The sequence below is a fragment of the Acidithiobacillus sp. YTS05 genome, from assembly GCF_024396695.1.
In the GTDB taxonomy this organism is placed as follows: Bacteria; Pseudomonadota; Gammaproteobacteria; order Acidithiobacillales; family Acidithiobacillaceae; genus Igneacidithiobacillus; species Igneacidithiobacillus copahuensis.
The window spans coordinates 218,956-231,393 of sequence record NZ_CP094359.1 but is presented as its reverse complement, the minus strand read 5'-3'; the positions used below and the strand labels follow the sequence as shown (position 1 = coordinate 231,393).

11 protein-coding genes are annotated in these 12,438 nt (G+C 63.4%); 2 read left to right on the top strand and 9 right to left on the bottom strand.

Features of this window, described 5'->3' with window-relative positions; all coding sequences use genetic code 11:
* Positions 1–48 precede the first annotated feature (48 nt).
* On the top strand, positions 49–2,523 hold the full coding sequence (locus MQE22_RS01075; protein ID WP_215872611.1) for a heavy metal translocating P-type ATPase: 2,475 nt from the start codon (positions 49–51) through the stop codon (positions 2,521–2,523).
* Here the strand turns inward: MQE22_RS01075 and MQE22_RS01070 are convergent.
* The 5 genes from MQE22_RS01070 to alaC are packed head-to-tail and all read right to left on the bottom strand — an operon-like array spanning position 2,520 to position 8,901.
* Positions 2,520–4,280: a single-stranded-DNA-specific exonuclease RecJ gene (locus tag MQE22_RS01070; protein WP_215872610.1), complete on the bottom strand. Its 1,761-nt coding sequence runs from the start codon at positions 4,278–4,280 to the stop codon at positions 2,520–2,522. The two genes, MQE22_RS01075 and MQE22_RS01070, sit on opposite strands and share 4 nt — an antisense overlap.
* Before the next feature lie 2 nt (positions 4,281–4,282).
* Complete coding sequence (locus tag MQE22_RS01065; protein WP_215872609.1) at positions 4,283–5,242, bottom strand: hypothetical protein; 960 nt, start codon at positions 5,240–5,242, stop codon at positions 4,283–4,285.
* Positions 5,242–6,375 carry a threonine synthase gene (gene thrC, locus MQE22_RS01060; RefSeq protein ID WP_215872608.1) on the bottom strand — a complete coding sequence of 378 codons (1,134 nt, stop codon included), beginning with the start codon at positions 6,373–6,375 and terminating at the stop codon, positions 5,242–5,244. Before thrC ends, MQE22_RS01065 begins: the two co-directional genes overlap by 1 nt.
* A gap of 22 nt (positions 6,376–6,397) precedes the next feature.
* On the bottom strand, positions 6,398–7,720 hold the full coding sequence (locus MQE22_RS01055; RefSeq protein ID WP_215872607.1) for a homoserine dehydrogenase: 1,323 nt from the start codon (positions 7,718–7,720) through the stop codon (positions 6,398–6,400).
* Positions 7,717–8,901, bottom strand: coding sequence for an alanine transaminase (gene alaC, locus MQE22_RS01050; protein WP_215872606.1), 1,185 nt, complete (start codon positions 8,899–8,901; stop codon positions 7,717–7,719). Before alaC ends, MQE22_RS01055 begins: the two co-directional genes overlap by 4 nt.
* 87 nt (positions 8,902–8,988) lie before the next feature.
* Here alaC and MQE22_RS01045 point away from each other — a divergent pair, with 87 nt between their 5' ends.
* Positions 8,989–9,363: an Mth938-like domain-containing protein gene (locus MQE22_RS01045; protein ID WP_215872605.1), complete on the top strand. Its 375-nt coding sequence runs from the start codon at positions 8,989–8,991 to the stop codon at positions 9,361–9,363.
* Positions 9,364–9,365: 2 nt separating this feature from the next.
* Here MQE22_RS01045 and rpoS read toward each other — a convergent pair whose 3' ends face one another.
* The 4 genes from rpoS to MQE22_RS01025 all read right to left on the bottom strand — a co-directional run bounded on the left by rpoS (position 9,366) and on the right by MQE22_RS01025 (position 12,343).
* Complete coding sequence (gene rpoS / locus MQE22_RS01040) at positions 9,366–10,298, bottom strand: RNA polymerase sigma factor RpoS (protein WP_255789945.1); 933 nt, start codon at positions 10,296–10,298, stop codon at positions 9,366–9,368.
* A gap of 2 nt (positions 10,299–10,300) precedes the next feature.
* Complete coding sequence (locus tag MQE22_RS01035; RefSeq protein WP_215872603.1) at positions 10,301–10,999, bottom strand: protein-L-isoaspartate(D-aspartate) O-methyltransferase; 699 nt, start codon at positions 10,997–10,999, stop codon at positions 10,301–10,303.
* A complete protein-coding gene (surE, locus tag MQE22_RS01030; RefSeq protein ID WP_215872602.1) occupies positions 10,975–11,733 on the bottom strand; it encodes a 5'/3'-nucleotidase SurE in 759 nt (252 codons plus the stop codon). The genes MQE22_RS01035 and surE overlap by 25 nt, the downstream gene beginning before the upstream one ends.
* A gap of 85 nt (positions 11,734–11,818) precedes the next feature.
* Positions 11,819–12,343 (bottom strand): DUF4124 domain-containing protein, encoded by a 525-nt coding sequence (locus MQE22_RS01025; protein WP_226827327.1) that lies wholly within the window; start codon positions 12,341–12,343, stop codon positions 11,819–11,821.
* Positions 12,344–12,438 lie beyond the last annotated feature (95 nt).

Genomic DNA, 12,438 nt, shown 5'->3' with positions numbered 1-12,438 from the left:
ACAGACGGCCTTGACCTTACAAACCAGTAAAGGGTTTATCCTGCAGCTATGAACGACACATTGACACCCGAATCCATCGATAAAAAGATCGCGCGCACCCCGAGCACCCAACGCCTGCGCGTGGGGGTAACGGGCATGACCTGTGCCTCCTGCAGCAGCCGGGTGGAACGGGCCTTGAACAAGGTGGCGGGGGTGGAAGCGAGCGTCAACCTGGCGACGGAAACGGCAGAGATCCAGTTTGATCCGGCGCAAACGCCCGCTGCCACCGTCGTTGCCGCCATCGAAAAAGCTGGCTACGGCACCCTCAGCGCCGAAGCGCAACTGGCCGTGGAGGGGATGACCTGTGCCTCCTGTAGCAGCCGGGTGGAGCGTACTCTGCGCCGTCTACCCGGGGTGCTCGAAGCCAGCGTAAACTTGGCAACGGAGCGCGCGCAGGTCCGCTATCTGCCGGCCAGCATCTCCGTCGACGAGATGATAGCCGCCATTCAGGCAGCGGGCTACGGCGCCAGAAACCTGGACCACAGCGAGGAGACGGAGGAAGGCGACCACAAGGCCGTCCTCCTGCACGCCATGGGCCGTGATGTGGTCCTCGCTATCAGTTTTGCCCTCATCATTCTTCTTCTGGCGATGGGATCGGCATTTTCACCCGCTTTTGCCGCTTGGCTAGAGACCAACGCGCCACTGCCCAAATTTTGGGAAGGCGTGCAATTTGTTCTGGCAAGTGTCGTGCTGTTCTGGCCCGGACGGCGTTTTTTCCGCCCCGGCTGGATTGCCTATCGTCATCTGTCTCCCGACATGAATTCTCTCGTCGCCACCGGTACCGGCGCGGCCTGGCTCTATAGCAGCCTGGTGCTTTTTGTCCCCTTCGTCTTTCCCGCCAGCGCTCGTCATCTTTATTTCGACTCCGCGGCCGTGGTCATCGCCGCCGTGCTACTCGGCAAATATCTGGAAGAGATCGCCAAGGGACGCAGTTCGGCGGCCATCCGCGCCCTGTTGCAACTGCAGACGAAAACTGCGCGACGCATCGATGCGCAAGGGCAGGAAGAGGAAGTGTCCGTTAGCCAATTGCGTCTCGGCGATCATCTCCTGGTACGCCCCGGAGAGCGTATTCCGGCGGATGGCCGGGTGCTGGAGGGCAGCGCCCATGTCGATGAAGCCATGCTCAGCGGTGAACCGATTCCGCAAAAACGCGAAGCGGGCGCCGAGGTCTTTGCCGGCACCTTCTGCCAGGATGGACGCCTGCGCATCGAGGTCACGCGCTTGGGGAAAGACTCGGTGCTGGCCCAGATCATTGCCCTGGTGGAGTCCGCGCAGAGCGGCAAGTTGCCCATCCAGGGTCTCGCGGACCGGGTGATCCGCATCTTTTCCCCGCTGGTTCTCGCCATCGCCTTGTTGAGCTTTCTGTTCTGGTCGCTTTACAGCGCCAACGTCAGTCTGGCATTGGCCACGGCCGTGGCCGTGCTGGTGGTTGCCTGCCCCTGCGCCATGGGTCTTGCCACACCAGCCGCCATCATGGTGGGCACCGGACGCGCTGCCGAACTGGGGGTCCTCTTTCGCAAGGGCAGTGCCCTGGAGATGCTCGCTGGCGTCGACACGGTATTGTTCGACAAAACCGGTACCGTCACCCGCGGCCGCCCGACCCTGGTCGCTCGCGGTGGTGCCCAGGAAGCGCTGGTGATTGCGGCGGCGGTCGAGCGCGATTCGGAACACCCCATCGCCCGCGCCATTGTCGATGCGGCGCCCACGCCTTCCCAGCCGGTCGAGAATTTCCGGGTGGTGCCTGGGCAAGGCGTCGAAGGGCAGTTGGCTGGCACCCAGGTGCGGGTGGGGACCCGGGAGTTTCTGGAGCAGCAGAATATCGCCATCCCCGAGGACGACGAACTGCGTAGTCAGGAAGCGGCCGGTGCGACTATCGTCTTTGTCGCTCAGGGCAATACCTATCTGGGCTGGCTGGCGGTGGCCGATGCCTTACGGCCCGAAGCGCCAGCCGTCTGCACCGCACTACGCCAGATGGGAATGAATCTGGCCCTGGTGACCGGCGACGGCGAGACAGCTGCGCACCGGGTGGCGAAACAACTTGGCATCGAGGAAGTACATGCGCGAATACTGCCGCAGGACAAGGCCAAGATCGTCCAGGAGGTTCAGGCTGGGGGGCGGCGAGTTGCCTTCATCGGCGACGGCATCAACGATGCCCCGGCCCTCGCCCAGGCGAATGTCGGAATCGCTCTGGCAAGCGGTACGGAGATTGCCATGGAGGCCGCCGACGTGACGCTGAGTCATCCCGACCTTGGCACCCTGGTCACCGCTCTGCGGGCAGCCCGGCAAACCCTGGGGCGGATTCGCGGCAATCTTTTCTGGGCCTTCTTTTACAATATCCTCTTGATTCCCCTGGCCGCCGGGGTCTTTTTGCCCTGGGGACTGCAGCTCAATCCCATGCTCGCTGGGGTTGCCATGGGCTTTTCCTCGATCTTCGTGCTTGGCAACAGCCTGCGCCTGCGACGCATCCGCGCCTTCGTCGCCTAGCACGGCTCCGCATGGCGAATCTGCAGTTGCAGGCGCGATTCACCGCGCCAGTCGTTGCGCTCCAGGGCATAGGCGAAACGGATTTGCTGGCCTGCCTGCACGGGATGCTCACCATCCTCACTGGCAAAGAACCAAATGGCGTCAAAATCCTCGCCACCCAGGCGCAGCGCAAGCTTAAGGTGGCGGCCATCACCCACCGGGCGTAGACTGCTGATCGTCCCTTCCGCAACAAAAAGGGGCGCCTCCCACTGCCGCCCAAAGGGCTCCAACTCGCTGATTTCCTGCAACTGTTCCATGCTGGGCAGGGTCGGCAGAGCGCCATCGGTCCAGATGCGTGGGCCAAGCGGTTCTTCTGCAAAATGCGGCGCCGCCAGCTCTGCCCAGGCGCCACGAAAGGCATCCAGGGCGCTGCGCCGCAGGGTGACCCCCCCGGCCCCGGCATGTCCGCCCCAAGCCAGGAAGGCATCGGGATGGCGGGCGGCGATCTGCGCCAGAGCATCCCGTATATGGAAAGCACCAACGCTGCGCAGTGAAGCGCTGACGAGATCAGGATCTTCCTTGGGAGTAAAAAAAGCCACCGGGCGACCTGTCGCCTCAACGATCTTGGCCGCGCAGATTCCTTGCACCCCGGCATGTCCTGCGGGGTCGAAGATGCACAGCGCCGCGGCATCGGAGCGGAGCTGTTCCTGCACCTGCCGCTGCGCCGCACCCAGCATCTGCGCCTGCACCGCCTTGCGCGCCTCGTTATCCTCCAGAAGCACGGCGGCGAGGCTTTCCGCCTCGGGCAGATTTTCGCTCAAAAACAGTCGTACGCTGTCCTCCGCCGAGTCGAGACGGCCACGAGCATTGATCAACGGTGCAAAACGAAAGGCCAGGGTAGCGGCGTCAATCTGCGCACTACTCCGGGTCAGGGCGGCGAGGGCGGTCCAGACCGGCCGCCGGCGAGCTCCGTTCATCAAGCGCAAGCCGTACGCGATGACGGCTCGATTATTGGGGGAGCGGGCCAGATCCACACAGTCCGCCACCGTCCCCAAGGCCACCAGATCCAGCAAGTCGCCCAATTTGGGGGCCGTGGCCGGCAGCAAGCCCGCCTTCTGCAAGCCCTGGCGCACCGCACAGCAATACAGCCAGGCGACATGGACGCCAGCCACATAGGGGTCGGGAAACTGCCCATCGCGGCGTACCGGATTGACGCAGGCAACCGCGCCGGCGGGCGGGCCCGCCTCCGGAATCCCATGGTGATCGGTGACGATGACGGTAAAGCCTGCAGCTTGCAGGCGGGCAATGCGCTCCTGATCGCTGCTGCCCTGATCGGCGGTGATCACCAGGGCCGGACGCGGTGCCTCGGCCAGAATGCGCTCGGTGAGCTTCTCCGAGACACCATAGCCATCGCGCAGGCGATGGCCGATGAAGCTGTGCAACCGCTCTTCCGGCACCAAAAAGTGGTCGCGAAAGGCCAGTTTCAACACCGCATGGGCAGAGGCACCATCGGCGTCATAATCAGAGATGAGGAGAATCGGCAGGCGCCGTCGCAGCGCGTCGATGGTGGCTTGCACCGCGACATCGATGTCGGGGAGCAAGTCGGGGGGACTCAGTTGCGCGAGCTTCCCCGATAGCAGATCCGCCACGCATCCGGCATACTCCGCGCCCAGGCGGCCAGCGATGATGCGCGCTTGCAAAGGGCGATAGCCAAGGGCCAGCGCCGCCGATTCTACTTCCGCAGAGACTTTCCGCGTGCAGATTTTCGGTCGTTGCATCGCTACCAATGTCCTTGTCGCAGCGCGGCGCCCGGCTGCCGACGGCGACGCCAGAAGGCCCAGCGGCTACGCGGTGACAGATACAGGTGCTCCAGACCATCCCCCTGGGCAAGTAGCCCGGTGTAGAGGTCGATGACACCGTGCCTTTGGCGAAAAGCGCGCAGCGCGGCTGCCTGTTGCTCGAACTGCGCTGCCACCTCGGGAAGACGCCAGTCCTCCGACCACACCCACAGCAGGGCCTCTGGCCAAGGATCCTGGCCAGGACTCCAGTCCGTCAACCCCAGCCACCGCTGGGCCGCGCGCAGCTCCTCGTCCGTCGCCGCCAGGTGGGTCCAGGGGCTTTGCGGGCGCTCGCTGGGCAGGCTTCCCTCGCCCCAAGGCCAGAAGTAACACCAGGGGTCGAGACCCTCGGCACTGCGCTTTTCGTTGTGGGAATGTGCGGCCAGCAGCATCTGCAATTCGTTGAGAAAGGCATGCACGGCGCGGGCATCGGCACCCTGTATCCGCTCCACCAAGGGTTCGTGGGCCCACACCGTATTGGGGTCGGGGGTGTGCAGCGCGAGGGGAGAGCGGCTGCACAGATACCAGCGCTGGCGGCCCCGCTGCAGCCGCCAGGGCATGGCGGCAAAATGAGCCTGAGCGGCGGCGAACAATGCGGCGTCCTCAGCCTCTGGCAACGTCCCAACGGGCGTCAGCACCGCCCTCCCCGCCTGCCCGCCAATCGCCACCGGCTCCAAGGCCAGTGTCCAGTCACCAGCGCAGTCTACGCCATCCTGCCATGCCAGCAGGGCGGCGGCTGGCAGCGATGCAGAAAAACCCAGGAGCCGGCCCGCCGCCTCCAAGCGGGATGGCGCCGCCAGGCGCTCGGCCCGGCCCTGCCCCCAAAGCCTTGGTAGCAACGTACCGAGCCTTTCCTCGGGCAATCCGTGCAGGCCCGTGAGCCACAGGCCCAGTCGTGACATCAGCGCTCCAGGATGGCGCGCTGCACCGCCTCCAGATTGGCATCGACGGTGACGACCGATCCGCCTTGGGCAATGGCAGCGTCCGGGTCCTTCAAGCCGTGCCCCGTCAAGGTGCAGACCACCGTTGCCCCGGCCTCGATCTTGCCCGCCCGCGCGGCCGCCACCACGCCTGCAACAGAGGTTGCCGAGGCCGGCTCGCAGAAGACGCCCTCGTACTGCGCGAGCCAACGCTGCGCCTCGAGGATCTCCGCGTCGCTGTGCGCGGCAAACCAGCCACCGCTCTCCTTTTGTACTTGATGCGCCTGCTCCCAGGACATCGGGCGACCGATGCGGATGGCGGTGGCGATGGTTTCCGGCTCGCGCACGAAGTCGCCCGCGATAAAAGGTGCGCTGCCTGCCGCCTGAAAGCCCAGCATCTTGGGCCGTTTGCTGCTGCCCGTTTGCTGCCCATAGGGGCACTGTCCCGCGCAGAACTTGCACGCCCCGGTCAGCACATCCCCGACGTCACAACGTGAATCGGTGGACTCGCAATAGCCCATCCAGTGCGCCGTGATGTTGCCGGCATTGCCAACGGGCAGGGCATGGTAGTCGGGGGCCTCACCCAGCGCCTCGATGATCTCGAAGGCCGCCGTCTTCTGCCCTTGCAGACGATAGGGATTGACCGAGTTGACCAGGGTGATGGGGGCATTGGCCGCCACGTCCTGGACGATCTGCATACCGGCATCGAAGTTGCCGCGAATCTGCAGGACCAAGGCGCCGTGCATCATGGCCTGCGACAGCTTGCCCAGGGCGATCTTGCCTTCCGGAATGACGACGAAGGCGCGCATCCCCGCCCGCGCCGCATAGGCAGCGGCAGCGGCGGAGGTATTACCGGTCGAGGCGCAGATGATCATCTCGCTGCCTTCTTCCTTGGCCTTGGTCACCGCCATGGTCATACCGCGATCCTTGAAAGACCCGGTGGGATTCAGGCCCTCGAACTTCACGAAGAGCCGCAGGTCGATACCCAGCTGGCGCGGCAGATTGATGCATTCGATGAGCGGCGTGTTGCCTTCCCCCAAGGAAACCGCCTCGGTTTCCGGTTGCAGGGGCAAGAAGGCACGGTAACGATCGATAATTCCGGTGTAACGGGTCATGTCAAAGATCCTTGAGTGGAAATTAGCCTTCGTCCAGGGACTCGACGCGCAAGCGCAGCACCGCTGCAGTGACGACGGGAAGGGCCTCGATACGGGCAATGGCCTGCTCCAGATCGCCCTCGCGACAACGATGCAGAAGCAAGACGATGGGAACCGATGCGGCACCAGGACGCTCACGCTGCACCAGCGCCTCGATGGAGATCTGATATTCCGCCAGAATCGTCGCCAGCTGGGCGAGAACCCCAGCGCGGTTCTCCGCCTGAATGCGCAGGTAGTAAGCGCTTTCGACTTCGGCCATGGGCAACAAGGGCAAGGGGCTCAGGGCATCCGCCTGAAAGGCCAGATGCGGCACCCGATTGCTGGGATCGGCGGTCATGGTGCGTGCTACGTCGACCAGATCGGCCACCACCGCACTGGCGGTCGGATCGCCACCGGCGCCGCGGCCGTAATAGAGACTCTGCCCCGCGGCATCGCTATCGGCGAGCACGGCATTGAAGGGGCCTTCCACGTGGGCAAGCAGATGATCCTGAGGAATCAGGGTGGGATGCACGCGCAGCTCGACACCATCGTCACGTCGCCGCGCAATGCCCAGCAGCTTGATGCGGTAACCGAGCTCCGCCGCATAGTGCACATCCTCGCCCTGTAAGGAGCGAATGCCCTCCACATGGCAGTGGGCAAAGTCCACGGGAATACCAAAGGCGATGGAGGCCATCAGGGTAATCTTGTGCGCCGCATCGCCGCCGTCCACGTCGAGGGCCGGATCGGCCTCGGCATAGCCAAGCTCCTGCGCCTTGGCCAAGGCCTCGGCAAAGCTCCAGCCCTCGCGAAACATCTGCGTGAGAATGTAATTGCTGGTGCCGTTGATGATCCCTGCCAGCCAATGGATGCGGTTGCCTGCCAGGCCCTCGCGGATCGCCTTGATGATCGGGATAGCCCCGGCTACCGCCGCCTCGAAGGCCACCATGACACCGCGGCGCTGCGCCGCGGCGAAGATCTCGTTGCCATGCTCAGCGAGCAGCGCCTTGTTGGCGGTGACCACATGCTTGCCGCTGTCGATGGCGGCGAGGATCAGCTCGCGCGCAAGGCCAGTGCCCCCCATCACCTCCACCAGCACATCGACCTCGGAGTCGCGCACCACCGCCCACGGATCCACGCTGACCCGGCCAGGAAAATCGAGACCTTGCAGCCGTTGCGGACTGCGCACCGCCGCGTGGACCACACGCAGATCGCGCCCTACCCGGCGGGTGATCTCTTCGGCGTTGCGCAGCAGAACGCGCACGGTGCCCTGTCCCACGGTACCCATACCGAGGATGCCAACGCGCACTGGACGACTGTCGGTGCTCATCCCCATCCCTCGCGAAACATCTGCTTGATCCCTCGAATGGCCTGCCGGGTACGATGCTCGTTCTCCACCAGACCGAAACGCACATATTCATCGCCGAGTTCGCCAAAACCGATGCCCGGGCTGACGGCCACCTTGGCGCGCTCCAACACCATCTTGGAGAACTCCAGCGATCCCTTGCCGCGCAGTTCTTCCGGGATCCGCGCCCAGACGAACATCGTGGCCTTCGGGCTCGTCACCTCCCATCCCGCCGCATTCAATCCTTCGCAAAGGACATCACGGCGCTGTTCATACATCTTGCGGATGTCCTCGACGCAATCCTGCGGCCCTTCCAGGGCAGTGATGGAGGCCACCTGGATGGGGGTAAACGTGCCATAGTCCAGATAGCTCTTAATGCGTGCCAGGGCGCCGATCAGCTTGGGGTTACCCGCCGCGAAACCGACGCGCCAGCCAGGCATGTTGTAGCTCTTGGACAGGGTGAAGAACTCGACCCCGACATCCTTGGCCCCCGGCACCTGCAAAAAGCTCGGCGCCTGATAGCCATCGAAGACAATGTCGGCGTAGGCCAGATCATGGACCACCCAGATGCGATGTTCCTTGGCAAATTCCACGATGCGGGCAAAGAAGTCCAGATCGACCACTGCAGCGGTGGGGTTGTGCGGAAAGTTGATGACCAGCATCTTGGGTCTGGGCCACGCCGCCTTTATCGCCTTTTCCAGTTCGTCGAAGAAATCGAGACCCGGCAGCATGGGCACATGGCGCACATCGGCGCCGGCAATGACAAAACCATAGGGATGGATGGGGTAGGTCGGGCTCGGCACCAACACCGTATCACCGGGGCCCATGGTAGCAAGGGCCAGATGGGCCAGCCCCTCCTTCGAGCCAATGGTGACGATGGCCTCAGATTCCGGATCGATGGAAACGCCATAGCGGCGCTCGTACCAGCCGGAAATGGCCTTTCGCAGCCGTGGAATGCCACGCGAGACGCTGTAGCGGTGGGTATCGCCGCGCTGGGCGGTCTCACAGAGCTTGTCGACGATGAACTGCGGCGTCGGCTGATCGGGATTGCCCATGCCAAAGTCGATGATGTCTTCGCCACGCTTGCGGGCCTGCAGCTTCAGGTCCGTGACAATATTGAAGACATATGGCGGGAGGCGTCGAATCCGCTCGAAATCGCTGTTCATGGCTACCAGAGTCCTGCCCTTGAGGCATCTATCAAAATCGGAGAACAATAGAGAGGCAAATCGGCGCTGTCAATTGAGGAGACGGGCATGAAACTACACCGGCAGGTCGGCAACCTGCGCCACAACCTGCAATCCTACGATGAGCTGGGATTTGTCATCGATGGTCAGCATTACCACGGCGGCGTTCTGCTCGCGCAAGACCTCTTGCTGCACCCCTGGGGTCCGACCCACGCCGGCCTACTTGACCGCGAGGATTTCCAACCGCTACTGGCTGCCATTCCAGAAGTCGTGCTACTCGGCACCGGACGGAGGCAGCACCTCGACGTCACCCTACTGCGCACCCTGCGCGATAGCGGACTGACGGTGGAAGCAATGGACAGCGCCGCGGCCTGCCGCACCTACGGCATCCTTTTGGCAGAAGACCGGCAAGTGGCAGCGGCGCTGCTGCCCATCAGCGCCTGAGTTCAGGAAAACAGGGTGAAGGGATCTAGCTGCTCGGCCTCGATGCGCCGCCGCAGAAGGAGGAGGCTCTCCACCTGGATCTGGCGCACCCGTTCGCGCGTCAGACCGAGTCGACCGCCCACATCTTCCAGGGTGGCACCGTCGTTGCCGTCCAGACCAAAACGCCAGAACAGCACCAGGCGCTGCTTTTCCTCCAGCGCCGAAATCCAATCGTACATGCGCTGGTTGAGGTTGAGCTCCGCCAGACGCTCTTCGGGACCGGCCACCTCGGGGTCGCGCACAATCTCGGCCAGACCAAGATCCTCTTCCCGCCCACCGCCAGAGTCCAGACTGGTGACCCGGCCATCGAGGTCAAGGCACTGACGAATCTGCTCCACTGGACGGTCCAGTGCTGCGGCTACCTCATCCGGCGTGGGATCGCGCTGCAGCTTTTGCTCCAGGCAACGCGCCGCACGCAAAATGGAGGAAATTTCCTTCATGACATGAATCGGCAGACGGATGGTACGCGTCTGGTTCATCAGGGCACGCTCGATGTTTTGCCGAATCCACCAGGTGGCGTAGGTAGAAAAGCGAAAGCCCTTCTCCGGGTCGAATTTTTCCACCGCATGGATCAGGCCAAGATTGCCCTCTTCAATCAGATCAAGGAGGGGCAATCCGCGATTGATATAACGTCGCGCCAGCCGAACCACCAGACGCAGGTTGCATTCGATCATACGCTGGCGCGCGGCGCTGTCGCCCTGTTGCACCAAGCGCCCCAGAGTGATCTCTTCCTCTGCCGTCAGCAGCGGATTATGGCCAATCTCTTCGAGATAGCACTGGGTGGCATCCCAATCCGGACCATGCTCGGCGAAGGGAGAAGCTGCTGCGTCGTTGTCTTGGCTATTTTCTTCTTCCAGTTCCAGCTCCGACCGCAGTTCCAACGCTTCGCTGCTCATGTTCAGGCTCCTTGGTGATCCCTCTGATTGACCGTCCCGGGTAGTAGCGGGACAAAACGACAGTCGCCAAGGTCTTCCTCTTCGGCATCCTGTCCATTCCAGCGATAAAACTTGAGACGCTGCCCGTCGGCGGTGTCGGCCTGCGGCATGAGCAGACAGCCCCCCGCGACGAGTTGGTGAAACAAGGGGGGCAAGACACAAGGGACGGCAGCAGCAAACAGCACCGCGTCGAAGGGCGCAAACGCCTCCCAGCCCTGACTGCCATCTCCCAAGCGCAGACGCACGTTTGGAGCGCGCAACCGCTGCAGAAGTTCCTGCGCCGCCGTAAACAAGCCTTCGATCCGCTCGATGCTGTATACCTCATAGCCCAACGCGGCGAGCAACGCCGTCTGGTACCCCGAGCCCGTGCCAATTTCCAGAACCCGCCGCGGATTTCCACTGGCCCGCAGCACAGAAAGCATCCGCGCCACGATGAGCGGCTGAGAAATGGTCTGCCCCCAGCCGATCGGCAGGGAAACCGGCTCGTAGGCGCGACAGGCCAGCGCCTCGGCGACAAAGAGATGCCGGGGTACCTGGGCCATTACGGCCAGGACCTCTTCGTCGTCGATACCGGCCGCACGCAGCGCGGCCACCATGCGCTCCCGGGTGCGCGGCGAAATCATCCCGACTTCGGGGTTCACCGCGCGCAACAACGCAGCCATTGCGAGAGATCATCCATGAAGCGGTAGCGGGTCATGTCGAGATCGAGGGGGGTGATGGAGACACAGCCGCGCCGCACTGCATCGAAGTCCGTACCGGGACCACCATCCGCCTCGCGCCCCGAAGGACCAATCCAGTACACCGGCTCTCCCCGCGGATCGGCCGCCGGCATGAGCATCTCGCTCTTGTGCCGCCGCCCGAGGCGGGTGACCTCAAAACCCTGTAACTCGGCATAGGGCAGGTCCGGGACGTTGACATTGAGGATGGTGTCGCCGGGAAGGGGATTTTCCAGCAGGCCCCGTAACAAATCCGCCGCAACCCGTGCCGCGCTGTGGAAATGCTCCGGTTCCCGTCCAACGAGAGAGACGGCCATGGCCGGCATACCCAGGTGGCGACCTTCCATGGCGGCAGCGACGGTACCGGAGTAGAGGACATCGTCGCCCATATTGGCGCCGCGATTGATACCAGAAACCACCATTTCGGGCGGCTCGGGAAGAATTCCAGTGGCCGCGAGATGGACGCAATCGGTGGGCGTGCCACCTACCAGATAGTGGAAACCGTTGAGACCTGTGCGAACCCGTAGGGGCCGGTCCAGGGTGAGGGAATTGCTGGCGCCACTGCGATCCTGCTCCGGGGCCACCACGTCGATGCTGCCAAGTGGCCGCAACGCCTCGGCCAAGGCGGCCAGACCGGGAGCCAGATAACCATCATCATTACTGAGAAGGATTCGGGGCATTGCTCATCCATGGCTGGAGACTGGCACGGCGATCCAGCAAGCCTTGGACCGCTGGCCTATGGTACGTCAGGCGCGGTCCCGCGGTCTAGTTCCGCGGCTCGGGCGTGCTGGAGGATTGCTGCTGCAACTGATGCTGGAGCAGGGCTACCCGCAGCTCCGCCACGTGTACCGCCTCTTTCAGGCTATCGATGCGCTGCAGATAGCGGGCATAATTACGCTCATTGCCATAGCGAACTGCTTTCCCTTTCTCGTAGGCTTGAGTAGCTTGCAGAAGCTGCAAGCGCGCAGCCGCCAGTTGCATCTTGAGGGCCTGTTGTGCTTGGTTATCTGCATGATTCTGCGGCGCAGCGGGCTGCTCCGGCGACGACTGCGCTGGTCGATTGCCCAGCGGCCCACTTGCTGGCGCGGCATGGTCCGGGGCGCTAGGCATTGGTGCCCCGTCGAGGGTCTCTACCTGGCGCGCATTGGCGGGAGGATTTCCGCCGTAACTGACCACACCATCCGGAGAAACCCAGCGATAGATCGTGGCCTGTGCATCGAATGCCAGGCCGGTACTTAGCAAAGCGACTACAACTGCAAGCGTGCACGTGCGACGCCCAGATGATTGCATGATCAATCTCCTCTGCATTCCTCAGTCCGGAACAATTAGCGCAAGTCTGCCGGTTCAGCAAGTAAAAAGCCCCGCGAGGGCGGGGCTCCAGCAGC